The sequence below is a fragment of the Bdellovibrio bacteriovorus genome (assembly GCF_041888015.1).
Taxonomy (GTDB): Bacteria; Bdellovibrionota; Bdellovibrionia; order Bdellovibrionales; family Bdellovibrionaceae; genus Bdellovibrio.
This window is the reverse complement of record NZ_CP168968.1, coordinates 798,988-820,227: the sequence shown is the minus strand read 5'-3', so window position 1 is coordinate 820,227 and position 21,240 is coordinate 798,988. Positions and strand designations below refer to the sequence as shown.

At 48.0% G+C, this 21,240-nt stretch carries 27 protein-coding genes, 1 tRNA gene and 1 pseudogene; 10 read left to right on the top strand and 19 right to left on the bottom strand.

Annotated features, from left to right (window positions below):
* Window positions 1-72: 72 nt before the first annotated feature.
* The 3 genes from ACES2G_RS04090 to ACES2G_RS04080 all read right to left on the bottom strand — a co-directional run bounded on the left by ACES2G_RS04090 (window position 73) and on the right by ACES2G_RS04080 (window position 3,364).
* Window positions 73-2,415: a helix-hairpin-helix domain-containing protein gene (locus ACES2G_RS04090; RefSeq protein WP_374001390.1), complete on the bottom strand. Its 2,343-nt coding sequence runs from the start codon at window positions 2,413-2,415 to the stop codon at window positions 73-75.
* A gap of 47 nt (window positions 2,416-2,462) precedes the next feature.
* A complete protein-coding gene (infA, locus tag ACES2G_RS04085; protein WP_011163494.1) occupies window positions 2,463-2,681 on the bottom strand; it encodes a translation initiation factor IF-1 in 219 nt (72 codons plus the stop codon).
* An 83-nt stretch (window positions 2,682-2,764) separates the two neighbouring features.
* Entirely contained in the window at window positions 2,765-3,364 is a 600-nt protein-coding gene (locus ACES2G_RS04080) for a hypothetical protein (RefSeq protein ID WP_374001389.1), read from the bottom strand.
* A 126-nt stretch (window positions 3,365-3,490) separates the two neighbouring features.
* Here ACES2G_RS04080 and lpxD point away from each other — a divergent pair, with 126 nt between their 5' ends.
* Entirely contained in the window at window positions 3,491-4,537 is a 1,047-nt protein-coding gene (lpxD, locus tag ACES2G_RS04075; protein WP_374001388.1) for a UDP-3-O-(3-hydroxymyristoyl)glucosamine N-acyltransferase, read from the top strand.
* 15 nt (window positions 4,538-4,552) lie between these two features.
* Window positions 4,553-4,918 (top strand): hypothetical protein, encoded by a 366-nt coding sequence (locus tag ACES2G_RS04070; protein ID WP_374001387.1) that lies wholly within the window; start codon window positions 4,553-4,555, stop codon window positions 4,916-4,918.
* A 60-nt stretch (window positions 4,919-4,978) separates the two neighbouring features.
* Here the strand turns inward: ACES2G_RS04070 and ACES2G_RS04065 are convergent, their stop codons facing one another.
* From ACES2G_RS04065 to rpmB, 9 genes are all read right to left on the bottom strand, one after another.
* Window positions 4,979-5,347: a polyketide synthase gene (locus ACES2G_RS04065; protein ID WP_374001386.1), complete on the bottom strand. Its 369-nt coding sequence runs from the start codon at window positions 5,345-5,347 to the stop codon at window positions 4,979-4,981.
* A 29-nt stretch (window positions 5,348-5,376) separates the two neighbouring features.
* Window positions 5,377-5,763: a branched-chain amino acid aminotransferase gene (locus tag ACES2G_RS04060; protein ID WP_374001885.1), complete on the bottom strand. Its 387-nt coding sequence runs from the start codon at window positions 5,761-5,763 to the stop codon at window positions 5,377-5,379.
* A 60-nt stretch (window positions 5,764-5,823) separates the two neighbouring features.
* Window positions 5,824-6,948, bottom strand: coding sequence for a class I SAM-dependent RNA methyltransferase (locus tag ACES2G_RS04055; protein WP_374001385.1), 1,125 nt, complete (start codon window positions 6,946-6,948; stop codon window positions 5,824-5,826).
* A gap of 84 nt (window positions 6,949-7,032) precedes the next feature.
* Complete coding sequence (locus ACES2G_RS04050) at window positions 7,033-8,769, bottom strand: electron transfer flavoprotein-ubiquinone oxidoreductase (protein ID WP_347359584.1); 1,737 nt, start codon at window positions 8,767-8,769, stop codon at window positions 7,033-7,035.
* A gap of 40 nt (window positions 8,770-8,809) precedes the next feature.
* Window positions 8,810-9,055 (bottom strand): hypothetical protein, encoded by a 246-nt coding sequence (locus ACES2G_RS04045; RefSeq protein WP_347359585.1) that lies wholly within the window; start codon window positions 9,053-9,055, stop codon window positions 8,810-8,812.
* Between the two features lie 101 nt (window positions 9,056-9,156).
* Window positions 9,157-9,987, bottom strand: a complete 831-nt coding sequence (locus ACES2G_RS04040; RefSeq protein WP_374001384.1) for a carbon-nitrogen hydrolase family protein — start codon at window positions 9,985-9,987, stop codon at window positions 9,157-9,159.
* Window positions 9,988-10,001: 14 nt separating this feature from the next.
* The gene (locus ACES2G_RS04035; RefSeq protein WP_374001383.1) at window positions 10,002-10,352 is read right to left on the bottom strand and encodes a hypothetical protein; all 351 of its coding nucleotides are present in this window, start codon (window positions 10,350-10,352) and stop codon (window positions 10,002-10,004) included.
* Between the two features lie 230 nt (window positions 10,353-10,582).
* Window positions 10,583-10,786, bottom strand: coding sequence for a KOW motif-containing protein (locus tag ACES2G_RS04030; protein ID WP_374001382.1), 204 nt, complete (start codon window positions 10,784-10,786; stop codon window positions 10,583-10,585).
* Between the two features lie 14 nt (window positions 10,787-10,800).
* On the bottom strand, window positions 10,801-11,082 hold the full coding sequence (gene rpmB, locus ACES2G_RS04025; RefSeq protein WP_262554330.1) for a 50S ribosomal protein L28: 282 nt from the start codon (window positions 11,080-11,082) through the stop codon (window positions 10,801-10,803).
* A 191-nt stretch (window positions 11,083-11,273) separates the two neighbouring features.
* On the opposite strand from rpmB, the gene rpsR reads away from it, so the two are divergent.
* A complete protein-coding gene (gene rpsR, locus ACES2G_RS04020) occupies window positions 11,274-11,543 on the top strand; it encodes a 30S ribosomal protein S18 (protein ID WP_347359589.1) in 270 nt (89 codons plus the stop codon).
* Between the two features lie 98 nt (window positions 11,544-11,641).
* Here the strand turns inward: rpsR and ACES2G_RS04015 are convergent, their stop codons facing one another.
* On the bottom strand, window positions 11,642-12,034 hold the full coding sequence (locus ACES2G_RS04015) for a hypothetical protein (protein WP_347359592.1): 393 nt from the start codon (window positions 12,032-12,034) through the stop codon (window positions 11,642-11,644).
* 141 nt (window positions 12,035-12,175) lie between these two features.
* On the opposite strand from ACES2G_RS04015, the gene ACES2G_RS04010 reads away from it, so the two are divergent.
* Window positions 12,176-12,379 (top strand): hypothetical protein, encoded by a 204-nt coding sequence (locus ACES2G_RS04010; RefSeq protein ID WP_347359590.1) that lies wholly within the window; start codon window positions 12,176-12,178, stop codon window positions 12,377-12,379.
* Here the strand turns inward: ACES2G_RS04010 and ACES2G_RS04005 are convergent, their stop codons facing one another.
* Window positions 12,380-13,042, bottom strand: coding sequence for a hypothetical protein (locus tag ACES2G_RS04005; RefSeq protein ID WP_347359591.1), 663 nt, complete (start codon window positions 13,040-13,042; stop codon window positions 12,380-12,382).
* A gap of 83 nt (window positions 13,043-13,125) precedes the next feature.
* Here ACES2G_RS04005 and ACES2G_RS04000 point away from each other — a divergent pair.
* The 4 genes and pseudogenes from ACES2G_RS04000 to ACES2G_RS03985 form a co-directional block, all read left to right on the top strand.
* Window positions 13,126-13,202: transfer RNA gene (locus ACES2G_RS04000), tRNA-Pro, on the top strand.
* A 229-nt stretch (window positions 13,203-13,431) separates the two neighbouring features.
* Window positions 13,432-13,623 (top strand): hypothetical protein, encoded by a 192-nt coding sequence (locus ACES2G_RS03995; protein WP_374001381.1) that lies wholly within the window; start codon window positions 13,432-13,434, stop codon window positions 13,621-13,623.
* Window positions 13,624-13,733: 110 nt separating this feature from the next.
* Entirely contained in the window at window positions 13,734-14,474 is a 741-nt protein-coding gene (locus ACES2G_RS03990; protein WP_374001380.1) for an endonuclease I family protein, read from the top strand.
* Between the two features lie 107 nt (window positions 14,475-14,581).
* A pseudogene (locus ACES2G_RS03985) lies at window positions 14,582-14,656 on the top strand (DUF4256 domain-containing protein); the annotation flags it as partial.
* Here the strand turns inward: ACES2G_RS03985 and ACES2G_RS03980 are convergent.
* The 4 genes from ACES2G_RS03980 to ACES2G_RS03965 all read right to left on the bottom strand — a co-directional run bounded on the left by ACES2G_RS03980 (window position 14,642) and on the right by ACES2G_RS03965 (window position 18,948).
* Window positions 14,642-16,417 (bottom strand): aspartate aminotransferase family protein, encoded by a 1,776-nt coding sequence (locus ACES2G_RS03980; protein ID WP_374001379.1) that lies wholly within the window; start codon window positions 16,415-16,417, stop codon window positions 14,642-14,644. The pseudogene ACES2G_RS03985 and the gene ACES2G_RS03980 sit on opposite strands and share 15 nt — an antisense overlap.
* A gap of 69 nt (window positions 16,418-16,486) precedes the next feature.
* Window positions 16,487-17,065 (bottom strand): hypothetical protein, encoded by a 579-nt coding sequence (locus tag ACES2G_RS03975; RefSeq protein WP_347358861.1) that lies wholly within the window; start codon window positions 17,063-17,065, stop codon window positions 16,487-16,489.
* 25 nt (window positions 17,066-17,090) lie between these two features.
* Window positions 17,091-18,059 (bottom strand): DUF438 domain-containing protein, encoded by a 969-nt coding sequence (locus ACES2G_RS03970; protein ID WP_374001378.1) that lies wholly within the window; start codon window positions 18,057-18,059, stop codon window positions 17,091-17,093.
* A 100-nt stretch (window positions 18,060-18,159) separates the two neighbouring features.
* Window positions 18,160-18,948 carry a S1 family peptidase gene (locus ACES2G_RS03965; RefSeq protein ID WP_347358859.1) on the bottom strand — a complete coding sequence of 263 codons (789 nt, stop codon included), beginning with the start codon at window positions 18,946-18,948 and terminating at the stop codon, window positions 18,160-18,162.
* Between the two features lie 128 nt (window positions 18,949-19,076).
* Between ACES2G_RS03965 and ACES2G_RS03960 the strand changes: the two genes are divergently transcribed.
* Complete coding sequence (locus ACES2G_RS03960; protein ID WP_374001377.1) at window positions 19,077-19,940, top strand: trypsin-like serine protease; 864 nt, start codon at window positions 19,077-19,079, stop codon at window positions 19,938-19,940.
* Between the two features lie 64 nt (window positions 19,941-20,004).
* Window positions 20,005-20,178: a LysR family transcriptional regulator gene (locus ACES2G_RS03955; protein WP_347358857.1), complete on the top strand. Its 174-nt coding sequence runs from the start codon at window positions 20,005-20,007 to the stop codon at window positions 20,176-20,178.
* Between the two features lie 118 nt (window positions 20,179-20,296).
* Here ACES2G_RS03955 and ACES2G_RS03950 read toward each other — a convergent pair whose 3' ends face one another.
* The gene (locus ACES2G_RS03950; RefSeq protein ID WP_347358856.1) at window positions 20,297-21,094 is read right to left on the bottom strand and encodes a hypothetical protein; all 798 of its coding nucleotides are present in this window, start codon (window positions 21,092-21,094) and stop codon (window positions 20,297-20,299) included.
* Window positions 21,095-21,240: the final 146 nt, after the last annotated feature.

The following is a 21,240-nucleotide window of genomic DNA, read 5'->3' as shown; positions in this document are numbered from 1 at the left end:
TAGTCAAGATACGTTTTTTTCTGTGACGGATACCTTTTTTGGATTTTCCTTTAGCTGCCATTTTAGTTCTCCTTATTTTTTATTTGTCGGAACGTTCATCAATGCGGCAAACGGATTATTGAACGGATTTGCAGGTTTCATCGGTGCCTGAGCAGGTTTTCCTGCCGGAGGACGCTGACCTTGACCCATTGGGCGGGAAGCCCCACGGTTTTCAGGACGACGTTCACCACGTGGCGCAGTCGCCTCTGGAGCATCGTCCATTTTCATGGTCAATGAAATCTGGTTCTTAACAACATCCACTTTCAAAACCTTCACTGTCACATGGTCACCTGGATTCACCACTTTACGAGGGTCATCCACGAACTTGTGAGACAATGCAGAGATATGCACCAAACCATCCTGGTGAACACCGATATCCACGAAAGCACCGAAGTTGGTTACGTTCGTCACGATACCTGGGCAGATCATGCCTTCTTTAAGATCTTTTACTTCCATGATGTCATCACGGTATTGGAATACTTTGAACGGATCACGAGGATCGCGTCCCGGTTTTTCCAATTCCTTGACGATATCATCAAAGGTGAATTCACCCACCAGTTGCGCCCATTTGGTTCTTTGAGAAACCAATTTCTTCGCGCCTTCACCGATAACATCAGACAAAGAAACGCCAAGGTCTTTCGCCATGTCCGTCACAGCTTGGTAACGCTCAGGGTGAATACCTGTGGAATCCAGAACCTGTTTGCTTTGTGGGATTCTCAAGAAACCTGCGGCTTGTTCGAAAACTTTTGCAGAGAATTTTGGAACTTTCAAAAGCTCAGTACGGTCGTTGAACAAGGTCTTCTTACGAGCCTCAACAATACCTTTCGCCAATGCCGGGCCGATACCCGCCACGTGGGAAAGCAACGCCGCAGAAGCCGTGTTCACGTCGACACCCACGTTATTCACGCAGGACTCAACCACTGCTTCCAGGGATTTTTTCAACTGGGACTGATTCACATCGTGCTGGTACTGACCAACGCCGATGGATTTAGGATCCACTTTAACTAGTTCTGCCAATGGATCCTGCAAACGACGCGCGATAGAGATCGCACCTTTGACAGTGACATCCAGATCCGGGAACTCTTCACGAGCCACTTCAGACGCCGAGTACACGGAAGCTCCGGACTCAGAAACCATCACAACCGGGATGTTTTTACCCAGGTCTTTCAGAACCTTCTTCAGGAAGGACTCGGTCTCACGACCGGCAGTTCCGTTACCCACCGCAATGGCTTCGATCTGGATCTGCTTCATCACATCACCAAATAGAACTTTGGCTTTGCGGTCAGCATCATCGCCCAACGTGTAAAGAACAGTGTGAGAAATGAATGCACCGGATTTGTCGATCAGGGCCACTTTACAGCCTGTTCGCAAACCAGGATCCACGCCCAGAACACATTTTGGTCCGTACGGGGAAGCCAACAAAAGCTTACGCACGTTTTCAGCAAAAACTGTGATCGCATCTTGATCAGCTTTTTCTTTCAATACACGGTGAACTTCGTTCACAACAGAAGGAAGAACGTAAACGTTCAATGCCAAACGAGCACACTGTTTCAAGTAATCGCCGATCGCATTGTCCGGAGTGGATGTTGCGAAATTTTCATAGGATTTCAAGATAGCTTCGTCGTCGCCTTTAACGTCAACGGAAAGCTCCTCTTCCTGCCAACCACGTCTCATCGCCAGGTAGCGGTGATTGTTTTTTGCATCCAGAAGATTTTTAACCGGCTCTTCAAATTCCTTGTACATTTCGTACTTGGAGTTTGCTTTGTAGCCTTTGGCTGCTTTAGCCACCACACGACCGCTGTCGTTATAGTTTTTCGCCACCATCGCACGAAGATCAGCATCATTGGCCACTTTTTCGACCAAGATGTCCTGAGCGCCTTTAAGCGCTTCTTCGTATGTTGCGATTTTTGCAGTTGGATTGAGGAAGTTTTTCGCCTTCATCTCCATGGTCTGATCGTCTTTGATCAAACCATGACCCATTTCCCAGATCCAGTTTGCCAAAGGTTCCAGCCCCGCTTCGCGCGCGATGGTTGCTTTGGTTTTCTTTTTCTTTTTGAATGGTTTGTAGATTTCTTCCAACTCGCCCAAATCCCAAGAAAGCTCGATACGCTTTTGGATTTCCGCCGTGAGGTTGTTTTGCTCCCCGATCTCTTTGATCAAGAAAGCTTTACGCTTCACGATTTCGTTGTAAGTTTCGTGACCTTCAATAACGGCGCGAATTTGAACCTCGTCCAAATTCCCAGTTTTTTCTTTACGGTAACGAGCGATGAATGGAACTGTTGCGCCTTCCGCAGCAAGCTCAATAACAGCTTGAGCTGATTTTGCAGAAACGGTAGGTGCAATACGTGCCAAATAACTCTGAAGAGCCTGATCCATAGAACCTCTAGATTTAATTGGAAATGTTAGAAGGTATTAAATCGGTATTATTTGTGACGGAATTGGATCAAGCCATGAGATGGGTCGTAAGGAGAAACCCCTACGCTCACACGGTCGCCCACAACCACACGAATATTAAAACGTCTCATTTTTCCGCAAAGTTTTGCGTTAATGATAACTTTATTATCAAGTTCAATTTTGTAAAGACCACCCGCCAGGGCGTCGATCACTTTTCCGTCAATTTGTACCAAATCGTCTTTTGCCATGCAGATAAATTTCTAGGTCAGTTTCCGGGGCCTTGCAATACTTTTCTGCCCGTCGCACCCCGAAACATGAGTTTTGGACTTACTTAAGACAGTTTTCTATTGCTGATCAGCATGCGCTTTCCATCCTCAAAAAGGACTTCCAGGCGGTCATATTCATTGGAAAGGATAAAACCCCAACCAAAGATTTTATGCTGAAGCGGAGTCTTAGCCTCAAATTGACCCGAAATGCTGTAAGAAGGGGCCTTCATGGCTTTGTACTTCTCATGAAGTTCATGCCACTTTACCTGGTCTTCAGACAGGCCCGTCTTGTCAATTTTGACTTTCTTTTCTTTTTTAGGAGCTTGAACAACCTCTGCCGTCGGCGCCTCTTCAACCAGTTTCAATTTTCTCTCTGGTTTTTCAGCTTTTACAGCCTTCACAGGAGCCGGAGCTTTCTCTACTGGTTTAGCAGCTTTCGGAGCAGGCTTGGCTGGAGCAACAGGTTTTGCTTCTTTTTTAGCAGGAGCAGCCTTCGTTGCTTTGACTTCCTTTACAGGTTTAGCAGGTTTTGCAGCAGGCTTCGCAGATTTGGCAGGTTTAGCCGCCTTCGCAGGGGCCTTTGTCGGAGCTTTCTTCGCTACCGGCTTTGCCGTTTTCTTTGCCTTTGCCGCAGGTGCTTCCTTTTTCGCTGCCTTTTTCGCCATCGCGTTTCCTCTCCAAAATTAAAGGTGAGAAAGAATCAAAAAGTGTCTATATAAGCAGCTTTATACTATCACCCAGTGTCTTGACATCAAAAAAATAATAGTAAAGTGTTAGCGCGAGGCATCACTATGATTACAGCACAAGTTATCAAAGAGCTAAATTCTCCCGATATCAACTTCGTTTCCGGCTCTCTTGAGGCCGTGGCATCCAAGGTTCTTCCTCCGGACAGCTGCGACTCTGAAAGTTTGGTTTTCGTTTCCAAGCCGGAGCAACTGGCCGCGGCCCTGACGGCCAAAGCGCCGATCATCGTGGCCCACAAAGCCCTGGCACTTCCTGCTGACAGCACATCGACTCTGTTTTCAGCGAACTCCGCACAACTTGCGATGGCAGCAATCCTGCCTTTGTTCGATGGAAAAATGAATCGCTTCAATCAGACCGAGAAAATCCACCCGACCGCCGTCGTTCATCCGTCTGCGCATCTGGGAAAAAATGTCTGCCTGGGCCCTTATGTGGTTATTGGCGAGCAGACTAAAATTGGCGACGGCACCACCATTGGCGCGCACACGGTTGTTGAATCCTTCGCGGAGGTGGGTGATCACAGCTTGCTGCATCCCCATGTTTTCGTAGGCTCGCACTGTATTTTGGGAGCCCGCTGCGAGGTGCATCCGCACACCACCATCGGATCTGACGGCTTTTCTTTCGTGATGACCAAAGAAGGGCATCAGAAAAAGATCCCACAAATCGGCCGCGTTGTGATCGGCGACGACGTCGAACTGGGTGCCAACTGCGCCATTGATCGTGCTGCCCTGACGGAAACCCGCATCGGCAACGGCACTAAAATGGACAACTTCTGCCATATCGCTCACAACGTGATCATCGGCGAAAACTGCGTGATCGCAGCCAAATTCAGCGTGGCCGGCTCCAGCAAGATCGGCAATAACTGCATGTTTGGTGGCGAGGTGGCGGTCTCTGACCACGTCACTGTCACCGACCGTGTTATTATTGCGGGCCGTGGAGCAGTCACCTATAACATCACAGAACCGGGTCAGTATGGTGGCTATCCGCTGGAACCTCTGCGTGATGCACTTAAAACCCTGACTAATAAAACCCACATCACACGCATCCGCAAAGATCTTGCCCGTGTGATCAAACATCTTGGCCTCAAAGAAGAATAACAAGGAGATTTCTCAATGACGTATCAGTTCTATAAAATCATGCACTTCCTCGGTCTTATGACTTTGTTCTTCGGATTGGGTGGACTTTTGGTGGCAAACTATGCTCGCGTGCAACTGAATAAACAAGCCCGCATCATGTGCTTTATCACCCATGGCTTGGGTTTGATGTTGCTGCTGGTCGGCGGCTTTGGAATGATGGCCAAACTAGGCATCATGGGCGCAATGCCAGGCTGGCTGTACGGCAAGCTGCTGATCTGGGTTCTTTTGGGAGTCGCAGTTTCTTTGATCAAAAGAAAGGGCTATATCGGCTGGCCTATCGCCATCCTGCTTTTGGTTTTGGGAACCACCGCTGCGATCTTTGCGATCAACAAGCCATTCTAAAAAGCCAATACCGCTTAAAACAAAAAACCGAGGTCAAAGCCTCGGTTTTTTTATTTCTAACTATTTGCACTTCACCTGAGCTTCAACGAAGTATTCCCATCCGGAATCATCCTCCTCGTACACCAGGCTGCCGGTACCATCATCAGATAATTCCAACTTTACGAAATACTCTGTGCGACTTCCATAGGCCGTGGTGATCTTGGTACGCCCACCGATAGTACGATAAATACGGGTATTTTCGCCCACCCATTCGTTTTCATAGTCCACACCAGTAAACTTCACTGCCGCATAATCGTTGTTATCAACAGAAATCTCCAGGCGCACCGGAGACTTCTCTTCCGTCTTGCCTTCACAAACATAAGATTTTGCCGCGAAACCCTCGGCAGAAACCATCGTGATCAAAGCCGCTGCACTCATCCAACGTTTCATTTTTATCTCCATAAACACTGGTTGAAATTCTATTTAATTGGTTCCGGAAGATTGCATTGAACCATGTAACCTTCGTTTGTTGTGCGCACCCAGTTTACCTGCTGGCCTGAGAACTCCTGAGTCGCTTCGCGTTCACCGACTTTCAGGTTCTGCAGGAAAATCAACGATCCCGACACTGGCGATTCCGGATCATTTTCAATCAAAAGCTGATATTGAATCGGCAGGTTTTCATCCCCGAACTGAATCTGGATGAACTTCCCATATTCCTTATCAATGACGATATTCATCATGTAGGCGTCGTGTTCCTTAAGAACAATCCCATCATTCAACAATCGGCATTCAACCTTCTGAACCACGTCATTAGAGGTCAATCCAGCCCAGGCAATTCCCGGCAGAAGCCCCATCAACAGAATCATAATCTTCACAAAATCCCCCTCTGGATTTAGCGGGCGCCCCTTATCGGGACGCCTTGGCCCTTAGAACATGGAGTACTTCAGGAAACGGCATTCGATGTTGCCGTTATATACGAAATGTTTGCGCGTGGATTTCAACTTCAAATCCGCAATCAACTCCTTGTTGCCGGAAAGAATCCATGCATCCCAGCCTTTGAATCTGTGCTTCAATGTGAAACCCAGATCGCGATACACGTCGCGCAGATTGTCTTCATCACCGATACGCGCACCATAAGGCGGATTCACGATGATCAGACCTTTTTCAACCGGTGGCTCCACCGTGGCTACAGATTCTTTTTTGAATTCGATCACTTCATCAACACCTGCACGTTTGGCGTTGTCTTTGGCATTCATCAAAACGCGTTTATCAATATCAAAGCCATAGAACTTAAACGGAAGCTCTTCTTTTTCCGCATCCATGGCTTCCTGAATAACCTTTTCCCAGGCGCTTTCTTCATAGTTCAACCAGTTCTGGAAACCAAAGCGTTTGCGATTCACGCCTGGCGCAATATTCATCGCCATCATCGCCGCTTCAATCAGGAAAGTTCCGGAACCACACATGAAGTCCACTAGCGGCGTTTGTTTGTCCCATTCGGACAAACTCAAAAGACCCGCTGCCAAGTTTTCTTTCAATGGAGCATCGCCCACTTCTTTACGGTAACCACGTTTAAACAAGCTGTCGCCAGAAGTATCGATCGCCACATTGAATTGATTTTTAATTGCGCGCACATGGATACGCAAAGAGGGGTTTTCATTGTCAACGTCAGGGCGCACGCCGAACTTTTCACGGAATTGGTCAACAACGGCGTCTTTGACTTTCATCGCCACAAAGCGCTGATCGCGCATCATCGAATCAGACACGCTGGCATCAATGGAAATTGTCTGAGTTGGTTTGATGTACTTTGTGAAATCGTGGCGAAGAATTTGATTGTACAGTTCTTCCGGCTGATAAGCCGTGAAGTCCAAAACGGGCTTCAAGATACGGCTGGCAAGACGGGAATGAAGATTGGCTTTATAGCAACCTTCCCAGTTGCTCTCAAAGAACACTCCACCGATATAACGGTTGGTGACTTTAAGTCCTAGATCTTTCAATTCTTGTTCTAGTGGTTCTACAAGTCCACGGGCTGTGGAGGCAAAAAACTCTGGCATGGGGCTGTCCTTTCTGTTGGTTAAGAAAGCACAGTCCCTATGCGCTGAGCTTTCCTACCGCCAGTCAGGACCCCCGATGGAATCCTAGACTTCGCGGTACTGTGGTCCACCGCCCCCTTCAGGAACGGTCCACTCGATATTTTCGAATGGGCACTTAATATCACAAGTCTTGCAATGAATACAGTTCGTATAATTGATTTGTAAGTCCTTCTTGCCTGCTTCTTTTGTGGACGGCACCATCTCGTATACAGAGGCCGGGCAGAAATGATTACATGGTGATTTGTACTGCGGCTCACATACGGTACGGCAGATATCCCCATCCTTCAAAATAAGGTGGTTTGGAGAGTCCTCGTCGTGCATGGTGCCCGTCAAATAAACACTGGAAAGCTTATCAAAGAACAGCTCGCCATCCGGCTTCGGCAACTTGTTGTCCTCGTGATCCAGACCATACGGACCCCAGATATCGATGACTTTTTCAGTCGTTTCAGCGTCTGTATGCTCAATAGGCATTGGATCCTGAAGTCCACGGCCACCTGTCAGCTCCTGAAGGGCCAACAGAGGCATGCTTTCCACCATCCCCTTGCTCAGCGCCTGGTGGAAGTTACGAACGCGGTAAAGCTCGGATTTTACGTAACCTGCTTCAATGCGGTCAGAATAGCCCTTGGTGATATCTTCAGAGAAATCAGCGCCCTTAGCCAAACCATCCACGATGGTTTCCGCAGCCTGCATACCTGACTTCATCGCCAAGTGAATACCCTTAAGCTTCTGAACATCCACCATGCTGGCAGAGTCCCCACACACCATAAAGCCATCGCCGTACAGTTTCGGCATGGAATACCAGCCACCCGCCGGCAAAGTTTTACCGCCGTAAGCGACCACTTTGCCACCTTTAAGCATGCTCTTCAGGAAGGGGTGAGTTTTCAACTTTTGCAGTTCACGGTGTGGATCCAGCAAAGGATCGTTCGTGTCCAGATAAGCCACCAAGCCCACGATGATCTTATCACCCGGCAAAGTGTAGATGAATGTACCACCGATGGATTTGGACAGCGGGAAGCCCATGGTATGGATAACCTGACCCGCCTCCACTGTGCCCGGAGGCATCTGGATGATCTCTTTCACGCCTTCTTCAAAAACTTCTTTGTTTTTGCCAGCGCGAAGATCCAATTTCTTTTCAACTTGTTTGAACAAAGATCCGCGCGTACCTTCAGCGAAGATCACCACTTTGGATTTTAGGATCAAACCCGGCTCGAAGTTGGCTTTCGGGTTGCCATTTTTATCGCGACCCTTGTCGCCTGTGCGAATACCGACAATCTTATTGCCTTCATACAAAGCTTCCACTGCAGCAAAGCCCGGGAAGATGTTGATGCCTTTTTCTTCACACTTCGTGCCCAACCAGCGGTTGAACTTGCTCAAAGAAACAATGTAGTTGCCTTCGTTGTGGAACGGCGGCGGAGTGATTGGCAATTTGAAAGAGAAGTCCGAGCCCAGATAATAAACAGCATCTTTCTTCACTTCTGAATCCAGCGGACAGCCTTCATCTTTGAAGTTGGGAACAAGCTCTTGCAATGCTTTTGGATTCAAAACGGCACCCGAGAAGCTGTGTGCGCCCACTTCGGAAGCTTTTTCCAGAACCACGATCATTTGTTCAGGAATTTGTTCACCTTGTTTGCGACCCGCAGAAACATCTTCGTTGTGTTTCTGAATCTGATTTTGCAAGTGAAGGGCGCAAGACAATCCCGCAGCACCACCACCGACGATCAGGACATCAACGTCCATCGTTTCGCGTGTAACACCTTCAGGTAGTTGATCGTTTACAGACATATTCTCTCCATTCAATTCAAAACAACTTCTGGCAAAAGGCCTATTCTTCCATCGGCTCGTCTTTGACTTCAGCCTGAGGGGCCAACTTGCGTGGCGGAGTCGACAACTGAGACTGCACCTTCAAGTCCTCTTCATCACGACCGCCAGGGTAAAGGCGTTTTTTAGCCTTTGTAGCGATCTCTGTTTCACGAGCCTCATCGTACTGGGGCTCTGTGGCATCCTGAGCCAGCGCGGTTTGAACACCTACTGAGGATAGCAGAAACAAATATAAGAAAACTCGGATCATAATCCAGCTCCATCTTCTGCGCTCGGGGCGCATATTAAAAGCTAACTGAGAAAGTTGTCATTGAAATATTGCAGGAAATCCAGAACTCAGTCCAGAAAGTTCTAGCCCACCGGTAGACGGCGGTGGAACTTCATCGGGATCTGGCGGCGCACAGATTCGATGCGTTCGCGAGTTAATTTGGAAATGGTGACTCCCGGAGCTCGCTTTTCGATCTGCCCGACAACAGTCCCCCATGGGTCAATAATCAAGCTGTGCCCATAGGTCTCTCGAGTGCCCCCACGAAGGCCTTGGTGTGTGCCCCCTTGAGCTGCGGCGATCACATAAGATTGATTCTCAATCGCACGGGCACGCAGCAGAATTTCCCAATGAGCCTCCCCGGTCTTAACCAGGAATGCCGCCGGCAACAGGATCGCATCGACTTCCTGACGGGCGTACTGGGAAAAGAGCTCGGCAAAGCGCACGTCGTAGCAAATAGCCTCGCCTATCCTGAATCCATCCACTTCGATCAGACTGGGAGCCTGCCCATGACGGAAAACATCCGACTCACGAAGTGGCGCCTGCCCGTCGAGCTGAATATCGAACAAATGCATTTTTTGATATGTAGGACGAATTTCCCCTTCGGGAGTAATCAACGTGGATGAGTTATAGAGATGCCCTTCCAAATACAAAGGCACCGACCCCAGATGTAGATAGGTATTATATTTTTTAGCAAGATCTGCGAGTTGCGCAAATGCGGGATGACTGACAGTCAGGCCCTCGATTTTTTCGCCCTCTTTCAGTCGCAGATACAGGCAATTTTCCGGAAAACTCACAAAGCGCGGAGACGCATTTTTAAAGGCCTCTTTTAAGAGCTCTTCCATCTGAGTGATGTTGGTTGCGACATCATCCACAGATGTCATTTGAATTGCGGCAACAACCAGCTCACTGCTCACGAAAACCCCCGGGCCTACTCGGCATTCAACAGAACATTGGAAGTTCGAGCTTCCTTCACTTCACGGCAGTTCCATTTGGCGTCTTCAAGATTTTTTCTGACATTGGTGACGAACTCACTGCAAGACTGGTGGTTTTGACCAGAGCCAATCACTTCATCTACGCCTTGTTTTGTATAAATCGTACGGCAGACTTGATCTTTGTCGATCTCAACACGAAGTGTCCGCACTGTTTTATTGTGTTTACATAAAACAAGAGACTCACCCAGCTCAGCAGCCTGACCTAGGGACGAAAAAAAAAGCACCGTCATCGTTACCGAGAACAGTGCTTTTAGTTTTTTTGCTTTAAAGATTTGGTCCTGTTTCAAGCTGCTCTCCTCTTTTAACAAGTTGGCCGAAATTAATATTTCTAAACTCAACTTAGATTTTACGCAGCTATGTAAGAGACTAAAACGAAGAGATCGCTTTAAGGACCAAATTTAGACTTTGTCTTAGGCAAACTTTGCCCGGTTGGCCTCGTCAGAACAACCGGATGAAAGACTATGCAGTTTTAGACTTAGTCGCTTTTTTAGAAGTCTTCTTTTCTTTAGAAGCGCCTTCAACCAACTTCACATTGGAGTAGTCGATGAAGCCTTCTTTTTTTCAAAAGACCGTCTTTTTTGTCGTAGTGTGTTTGTACTTTCACACCTTGAACTTGGATTTTCATTGCAGTTGCATCAACAGTGATAACAGTGCCCTTCTTACCTTTGTCAGAGCCTGTGATAACTTGTACTGTCGCGCCTTTTTTGATTTTCAATTTCATGTCGGCCAGCCTTATTAGTTCTTAATTTTCTTCTTAATTCTCATTTTAACTGCCAAAGCTCTTTTAGAAAGCTTGGAGTCATCTTGATTAAGAATGAAGTTATCGAAACCGCCAACGTGTTCCATGTCACGGATAGCGCTTGCTGCGATTTGCAATCTAACCATTTGGTTCAGAACGCGGCTAAAGATGCGTTTTTTCTGAACATTTGGTAGAGCAGTTGACTTCGTTTTAATGTTGGAGTGGCTCACCAAGTTCTTAACAATGGGGCCTTTTCCCGTTACTTCACATTTGCTCATTCTAAGCTCCTCTGGCTCATCTCTTACAGGCAGGCCTAAGGCCCGCTAACTGGCTACAAGTCTGGATTGGCGCCTATTGGCGCGGCAAAACAAGAAACAACCATATAAAGTAAAAAGACACTTGATGGCAACTCTTTTTTCTTGTACACACATTAACTCGCTAACCAATAGGAAATCGAAAGAGGATAGTAATGAAAAAGACAACTCGTAGCAAATACCGTCAGGAATTCTCAGGCGACCACGTATTCGATTACAAAGATCCAGCATCTTTGACTCGTTTCATCGGTGACGGTGGTAAAATCACTCCATCCAGAATCTCTAAACTTTCCGTTGCTCAACAGAAAAAAGTTGCCGCAGCTGTAAAGAAGTCCCGTAATTTGGGTCTATTGCCATCTGGCTCTGACTCTTACGATACATTCCACAGAGCAGAAGCAATCTCTCCAGCTCCTTTCGAGATCTAAGACGATCTGAAGCTGAAGATAGATTTCCTGATTGGGAAGATAAAAAAAGCCGGTTGAGAAACCGGCTTTTTTGCGTTTTAAACCTGAATTTTAGCCCCTTAGGCCTTTTTTCGAGACAATTTCCACCAGCACCAAGCCGTCACAATCATCATCGCCATGTAACTTTTACTGGACCATTGATGCAGCACAGGACCCGGAATCCCAATAAACGAGAGCTGCTCAAAAGGCACTCCCCAGTTCGCCAGCCGAATCCCCAAAATAGGTAACGCAAACAAGGTCCAGAATTGCATAACTATGACAAACCACAGCATTTGACTCAACTCAGCCCGACGATACTCCCAAACCATCAAAACGGCCGGAAGAATCACAAATAGCGTCCCGGCCATGGTTGCCGCGATCTGACGATCCTCTACCCCCCGAAACAGGGCCATCACAGCGATGATAACAATAAACTGGGCGATCAAATATCCAAGGAAGGCATTTCGTCTCATATCCAAGAAGCTAGACCAGGCTCTTAGACAACTCAAGACCCAGGGCAGCCGAAACCCCTTTAAATTGCAGCAGACGTCCGACACAGTCCGGTCCCCGCCTTGCACTAGGAGGTTCCCAACAACTAAAACAATGGGGGAACCATGAAACTGTCAGCATTTAATTTATTGTTTCTGCAAAACCAACTGAAGAACTTTGGCCTGAATCCAGCCGAATGGAGTCTGTTTAAAATCCAAAACTTCGTTTTCCGCATTCAGCATCGCGAGGACCACGATTTGGTTCTGTATGGACAGATGGAATACCGCAACCAAAGACCTCAGTGGAAGTCCCTGGAGCTTTCGGTCTAACTAATAAACTTCACAGCGCACGGAAAAAAGACTGCGGTTCCAGATATCCTGTTCTGACAGGACCAGCGTCACCTTACGAGGCTCTGCCGCCACATAGTTGGGATCAGCAGAGGGTGGAATCTCTTCACCAGGAAGCTTCTCATAAACTCTTTTGCGGAAATTCGCCCAGGCTTCTTCACCATTGGCGCGCGTGTAGATGTTCTTCAAACGGCAAAAAATAGCGATTTCTGCGTCTTGCATCCATCCGAATCTTTCCAATCCCGGCTCCGGGGGCTTTGTCCCCCACGCCAGCCGCGCCATCAGCTCCATCCCATCATTCAGGGCAGAACGGACCTCGGCCACTTCATAAAGCTGAGCCGTGCATTCTGCCGACGCCTTACCAACGCCTTCAGCCACTTGACGCAGAATCGTGAAGTATTCATAACAGGACCCGGCACTGTTCCCAAGCTGACATGCCTCTTTTGCACGCACAATGGTCGGTGGAATTTTGTTCTTCTTATAGAGAGTTGGGAAGATGTTGCCTTTTTGCAACTCCTTGAAGGCTTCAGTCTGAGTATCACACACCGAGTGAGGTGGGCTCATGACCATAAAAACAAAAATAGCGGCCACCAAGACAAGGATGGCAAGAACGGGCTTCGGCAGCGAATTCAAAAAGTTTTCCATGGAAAAAAGGATAGCTTATGTTGCGCGTTAGAATCTAGTAGTTTGACAACTGGCCCCACCATTATGTAGTTTCCATTCTCTGTCGGGGAGTAGCGCAGTCTGGTAGCGCATCTGGTTTGGGACCAGAGGGTCGTAGGTTCGAATCCTATCTCCCCGACCATTTTAGCCTTTTAGAAGTAATCGCAAAGCGATTAGTTTTAAAAGGCTTTTTTCGTTTTGGAGATAGGCTTTGAATCTATCGATCAAGCTTGGGTCGTAGGTTCGCTCGCCCTAGCAGGACGCTAGCGCGAGGGTGCGCAAAGCGCAGTCCGAAGGACCGAGCGCCACGATGGCGCGAGCCCCATCCCCGCCCTCCCCCGCAAAACCAAAATCAAAGTTAAGGAGTTTTTATGTCTCATTCTTTGGATCCAAAAAATCAAACCCTGCCAGCCGATACTTCTGAACAACTGAATGCTGAGGCTGAGCTACTTGAAGAAAGTTTTGAATCCGCAGACACCCTGGAGGATTTCACAAGCGCCCTCATGGAGAGCCTGACTGCAAAACTCCACGCCAATATTGATGAGATTTTTAAGAACAAATAGTTTTGTCAGGAATCCGTTTTTATACCCAGCCGCACCAAGACATCCTGTCTTTCATGATTGAAACACTAAAACCCCTTTGATACTGCTGACATGTCTACAAGGGGGGAACTGTGGGCCGTTCATTATTTGTGCTATCAATTGCGCTTTTTTTATCAATCTCTGCTAAAGCAGACCTTCGCAGCGATCTGAAAAAAGAAGTTACTTCTGACCATCATCCAATTTCTTACGACAAAGCACAGGTAGAGCTGCTCGGAAACATCGCGCTTATGCGCCTGAATGACGGCTCTTACGCAATTGACGAAGTGTACTGCTCCACCCCTTATGGCCAAACCCATCTAGGAAACGGCGTCGGACCAGGAAAAGAACCCTCTTCAATGATCATCAATGTTGAACATACGGTTGCACAATCCTGGTTTAAAGGACGCCACTACTTCAACGTTGGCAAAGCGGATCTTCACCATCTTTACCCGTCAGACTCCAGAGCCAATTCAATGCGTGGCAATTTCGCCTTCGGCGATGTGAATACAACTAAGAATGCCCCAAGATGCTTTGACGAACAAAGACAGGACATCACCACCGAATCCAAACTGGGCAGCGGCGGTGGTCGTGAGCTGGTATTTGAACCACCTGTAAAACACAAAGGCAACGTTGCCCGCGCGGTATTCTATTTTGCCGTTCGCTATGACTTCCCGATCCCGGCCGCACAGGAAGCTACACTGCGCCGTTGGAACAAGCTTGATCCTGTAGATCAGGCCGAAGTTGAACGCAACAATGCCATTGAAAGAGTTCAAGGCAATCGCAATCCATTCATTGATCATCCGGAATACGTTGATCAAATCTCTAAATTTTAGTCTTCTTAATACCCATATCTGGCATGCATCGCAAAACCCACTTCACAGTGGGTTTTGTTTTTTTGGAGATGGACCGACACCGACCAGACGGCCCCTTGCAGCCCCCCCACGTATTCACCTACCACAACGGGGCCGAATCGTACTATGCCGTGCGCGGCTTCCGCGGCTTACTGAAAGTTTAGGTCCTTTAAACGATCCTGCAGAGATTGAATAAACAGTTTTTGAAAGTCCACATCCATCTCTTTTGTCTTAAAGAACGGATTCATAATACAAATACGGGCCAAGACCAGCTCATCGGCATCCATTTTCCCCTGCCAAGAGCTGACGAATTTTTCGAAGTACTGCGAATAACATTTCTTATAAATCCGCGTCTTTGAAATAAAGAAATCACTTTGGTTGTCAGCTTCAAACGTTGCATACAGCTGCAAGGTCCGCTCATTCACCTCTTGCAAAGAGTCCCCCGGTTTGGCCAGGCAGAACCCCAGAAGATTGGCATCCCCACTGGGCGCAACACGAAGATCTGGAATCTCCGCACGCAAAGCCTCTTCCATCTCTTTTCTAAGACGAATGGTTCGGGCGATCAGTCGTCCATACCCTTCCTGAGAAAACCCTATACATTGTGCCGTCATCCAAGTGGCCACGGCTCCCGCCGCGGACCGCGAGCCTTCCAGTGTAAATGGCCCCTTGTCTTTATGAACTGCAAAATTCACGTAAGGAGCCCCGAAAGATCGTTGATAATAATCCCGCTCATCCGAGGCTATAAAGGCCCCTGACGAATAAGGCACATATCCCAGTTTGTGGGGATCGATGGTGACCGACGTCACCCGCCCCATGGCTTCAATAGCCTCCTGGCTTTGGGAAGAAAGGACATTTCGAATCTCCGGGTTTTCGCCTCGTAAAGAGCACAGAAAGCCACCATAGGCCGCATCCACATGATGCCAGATATGCCAGCCATTGAGGTGACGGTACTCATCCAATAAGGCTTGCACTTTGTGGATCGGGTCAATCATCCCCAATTCCGTCGTACCTAAAACTGAAACCACCATCGCCACGGGACGGTCTTCACGATAGGCCCGCTGAATCTGCGCCTCCAGGTCCTGCACATCCAGATGTCCGTTGGAATCCAACTGCACGGGCCACAGAGCTTCTGCGCCCAAACCAAAAACATTCGCCGACTTAGTCCAGGAATAGTGCTTGTGTTCAGGAATGAGCAACACCGGCCCCAAGAAATCACGCCCGGTCTTTTGTGCAATCTCCATCGCCGCGATGAAAGGATTTGATTCAAACGGGTTAAGTCCCGCAGAGGCTTTTTTGACTTCATCCGAAATCGCTTGATAGCTTGAATACCCCATCGCCGCACTCACAAAGGCGGAATGGTGCCCCTGCTCCAATCCCGCTGCCATCCAGCTGTAACAGCGCGTGCGCGCCCGATAGACAGCCTCGAAATTCGCAATCGTGCCACCAGAGGTGAAGTGTCCAACGCCTTTGGGAAAACCCATCATCTGCCCCAGAGCTTCGATGGCCTCTTCTTCCACAGACACACCCACCCAAGAGGATTCTCCTGAGATATTATTCGGGTTGTGCAACAAAGTCAGAATATGTCCGAACAATGCCGGCAACGAGGTTTCCGAAAACATGTGACCGATATAGCGAGGGGAAAATTTGGGGATCTCCAACTCAAAGCGTGAAGCCAGCTCTTGCAAAACATCGGCGGTGTGCTGACGGCGTTTGATGTAGTCAGCCGATTCCATATCAGCAAAGGAAACAGCCCGCCCGTCCCCTGGCCGAAAGCTGCGACGCCACTCAAACCAGGAATTCAAAAGCGTATTGATCTGTGCAGAAACCCACTGACTGTTTTCCGCCTGTGGCCCCAGAAAAAGTCCCTTCAAGGCAGCCTCTTCCGACAGACACAGCGTTGCTAAATTTTCGACATTATCTTTCATAGAGGCCCCCACCTTAACAAACTCCCTTGCTGGTGGAATCCAACGCCCGGGTGGATTCTAATACACACCCTATGACACTTTGACCGTCAAAACTTTACTGGATTCCACAACAACCCTTCGGATCTTCATTCGCCAGATCTCTTGAAAAGAAAGTCCTGAGAGATCTCCTTTCAAATCCACTTGGGACGAGTCATAGAAAATCTCGATTGTCTTTCCTGTTTCCAAATGCCTGAAGCGATAGGTGCCCGGTGAAAGATCAGAAACGTCATAAGAAAGCAGTCCGCGACGCACAAAGTTTCCCTGAATACCGCCAAAACCGCTTTTATCCCAAGCTCCGAAGATCATGGAAAAGACGTTCGATATCGGGCCCGTAGCGCCCCGGTCCACAGAAGAACCCAGCTCCACCGCAACCTGACCGCGAATCAGAACACCCGTATCTGGAAAGAGCTCTTGCACAGCCCTTTGCGATATCACAAAGGCCCCCACCATCGAGGGACATGCATGCCCCGCAAAGCGCACAACATCCAAAAGTGAAATTGGGAAGCTGTATTCTTCCTTGTCAGCACTTAGAAACTCAGCAAAGGGCTCATGCACCAAAATCTGACTTTGTTTCATTTCCTCTGCCGTCATCATGGGTCTGTTTTCCATATTCACTCCTAGCACGAGGACAAGACTATTGATCCCAGCTCAACAGTCTTTTTTCTCCCTGAATTTTTTGAATCTCGGTAATGTCCTGGGACATTTCCAGAACACCTTTATACTTTTTATCTTTGTCCCGAACGGCGAAGTATCTGATATGGATCACGCGGCCTTTGAACTGAATCCAGAATTCAGCTTCGTCTTTCCGACCGGCTTTAAATTCTTCAAGAATACGCAAAACCGTATCGACACTTTTAGGAGGATGACAGAAACGAACCTCGCGTCCGATAACTCCGGCACTGCGCGGGAAGACCCGCTCCTCGCCGCGATTGTAAAACGCCACCTTGTCATTTTCATCCACAAAGGTCACATCTACGGGAAGAAATTTTAAAATCAGATTGATCTGTTCTAAATTCAAAACCCCTTCGTCCATCTTAAGTTTTGAAATATCGGGGAATACATTGGCGGATTTCGCTGGCGCTGTATTTGAAGGCTCTGCGGCCACAGACATGCGACGATTCTTATCCACCCAGCCGATCTCTTCGTCTCCGGAAATCATGGAAGCCCAGTCCTCAGGCTGCAATAACTGGAAGGCATTCGGGAAAAGGCGATTTTCCTCCACATGAATCATGTGGTGCATGTTCTCAATCAACAGGCGGACATTTTCATTCAGACTCTGAATTTCTTTGTTTTCCAATTGAGCCCGAATCGCACGCAGTATGTCCCGGATACTGTCATGGAATGACCACATTCCTTGACTCGGACCATACCATCCGCGTTTTTCAAGAAACGGGAACAGTTGATTCTCTTTGCGGGCATATCGCTTTTCAATTTCACAAACTTGATTAAAGACATTAAGGAACTTCTGAAAGTCCTCACTTGGTGAAGCCATCTGCAGCTCCACCAATAGGCGTTTTATGAACTCATTCTCTTCAAAATAAACTTTCAACGAATGGTTGTCAGGAAGATCCGTTATGTAGTCAGGAAATCTTGGATAGTTCATCGGCCAAACCTCTATCTATGCCGACAGACTAGCTCCAATGACTCCGGGACTCCTTGATTCAGATCATTTTTATTCAGTTCGGTTTCACAGAACTGCGCGCTCACTCAAAGAGCGGCAATGAAACAGCACCACGTATCCAGATAAACATCTCTTGTGAGACCGGGATAAAATAGGTGGCCGCTTCTCCGCAAGGATGGTTGGAGATGGCGTTTTCCACACCCACAAACTTTACCTGACCGTCATCATCCCGCAAGTAAGCACTGCCACCGGAGTCCCCATGGCATGCTCCAGGACCTGGTTTGAAAATAAGGCCGATCTCCAAACCATTATAGCCGTTCAGCGCTCGCAACGGCAGGCTGACTGCGGTCTTAATTCCCTTCACTCCTTGATGCTCGGTCATGCCATACCCGACATGCGTGAGTTCCCGCCCCACCATTTTCGTGTGTGCCAAGGTCATGGGTGCAGGCTGAATCTGGTAGGCTGCCAGATCCACATCTTGCTCCAACACCAGCAAAGCCAGATCTCCGCGATTGATATCACGTTGTGGATGCAAATGTGCGTTTGCCACTTTAAACTGAGGTGTGACCCAAGGTCGCGTTTCCAAGTCCATGGAATCACCCACATAGATCCATGTTTTCTGAGGAAATTCTTCAGGAGAAACTTTGAAGGCTTTGGCTCCCGACAAAATACAGTGTGCAGCCGTCAAAACCACCCGTGGCCCGATCAATGTTCCGCTGCAAAAGACCTCCCCTTGAGTTTGTTCGCCCGTTGCTTTAAAGGTTAAGGCCACGGTTTGGCGATAGGAGCCATCCGTAATAACACGACCGCCAACAACACCCCAAGACAACATCGGAAACATCAATATCAAAAAAAGAAGGCCTGTTTTCATGGGGTCTTTCTACCGACCCTCCTGGAAGTTGCCAAACCCTATCCTGGAACTCTGGAAAAATATTCAAGCCCGGTGGCACCTTGATCATTTCATGTGAAGTCTTTGTAAGACTCGAATAAGACAAACACATGTCACGTTATCACCTGTCCGCCATCCTTTTGCTTTTAGGCCTTTCTATGTTGTCCTGCCAGCCGACTCCGCGGCCGCTGGGTCAAAGTGCGGAAGAACCCATTGCAATTATTGGAGGAGAGCTGGCCTCGACGGGCGAATTCCCCTTTATGGTCAATATCTGGTTCAATGATCCCAAAGAAAACTACGTTTCCCATCACTGCGGAGGCAGCTTAGTCGCTCCCCGCTGGGTGCTGACCGCCGCCCACTGTGTCCTTGAGGACGAATCGGAAACCCGCCAGCGCATCGTAGCTCCCAGTAAGCTGAGACTCTTCATCGGTGGCATTGCCCAATCTGGTAAGGATGGCCGCTCATTAAAAATCCGCTCCATTCAAACTCATCCAGAGTTTAATTGGCCAAAATCCGATATTGCTTTGATTGAACTGGCCGAAGCTGTCACAGATATCGCTCCCGTTGCTCTGAATGATAGGGATCTGGGGAGTTCCACCCAAACCGTTCTGATCACCGGCTGGGGTTTAACGGATAATGATGGCACTCAAGACAGTGCGTGGCTGAAAAAGCTGGAAGCCCCTTTACTTCCCCGTACTCTTTGCGCCCAGGATGACTTCCCGAAACAGCGAGGCTACGAACTGGGACCGGAAACACTTTGCATTGAAACCTATCAGCACCAAAAATCCTCGTGTCCAGGTGACAGTGGCGGCCCGATCTTCCTTCAACAGAACGGTCACCCTGTTCAGGTTGGTGTTGTCAGTTGGGGCTCTGCCTGTTCAGGATTCCGCGCCAAAGGTTCCTCTGTGGGAGGTTATGCGGCAACTTCTTATGCCCTGCCATGGATTAAAAAGGTTCTAACCGGCAGCAAATAATCCTCCAAAATTTATGACATAGGTTTTAAGCTATATTGGATTCTCTTCTTGAAAGGATAATCCAATGTTACCTAGTGCCACAGATCTGGAGTATTTTTTGGAAGTGTCCCGCACTTTGAATATATCCCGGGCTGCCGAACGAATCGGGATCTCTCAGCCGACATTGACCCAATCCATTCACAAGCTGGAGAACATTTGGATTCTTCTCAAGATCTTTCCGATCTTTTTCGGACAATAAACCCATGATCTGCTTCCTTTTCATAAGAAAATACCCCAAAAACGGGACAGGGTCTTTTATTTTCCTGTCCGGAATTTGGGGTACAGATCATTTTAAGGGGCCTTGCTTTAAAGTAGCACTATTGGCCTTCTTCGGCCTTCTGATTAACAAACCAATTAGCAAAGCCGTCCAATGACTCTACGAGTTTTGCAAGTCCATCATAGGTTTCCTGATCGTCGCTCAGCAGCTTTTCAATCAGCTCCTTCATGCCGGTTTGTTCAGGATCAAAACCTTTGTAAGCTGGATTGATCACGACCTGAATCTGACCGCGGGCTCCGCCTGTGGAAATACTCAAAACCGCCTGCACCGAACGCACTTCAACATCTTCCGCCTTCATATCCGCTGGCAATTTGGACATGTCGATTGTGGCATTCATACGCATGCTGACGGACTTCAAATGACCTTGCTCATCCTTCTGAACATCTTCCATACCGATATCTAAAATAGCTGCCTCGCCGTATTTTTTGATATAATCAGCGGCCAGCTCCTGGGCAACTTTATCGAGTTCTTCGCCAAATTGATCCAGCGTCTCCTGCCCAAAAGCTTTTCTTAAATCTGTCTGCATCGTCAGATCCGCGGTCGCCATCGGAGCTGTTCCATTGCCATACTGATATTTCGCATTTTCAATAGTCAGAGCCAGCTCATTTTCAGGCCCTTTCTTCTTGATTGTGGCCTTGACACCAAAATCTAAAGCTCGCACATCGTCCACCAAAAGATCCGTGAACTGAATATCCATCGCGGTGGTTTGATTGTTGTACGGAGCCACGATGGCAGAGACTCGTTTATTCACTTCTTCTTTAGTAATAAGGCCCGCAGCCACTGCCAGAGAAGATCCCACCAAGAGGAAAGACAAAGTTTTTTGAATCAATGGTTTCACTAAAATATCTCCTTTTTGGGGATCAGTTTTAAGGAAGACCTTCCCTAGGGTCAAAGATCCAAGAATTAAATAAAATCAATCTGACGATTCGTCCTCTCCGTCCGCACTGTGGGGGGCTTTCTTACAAAATGGCAAAGTCGCCTGGA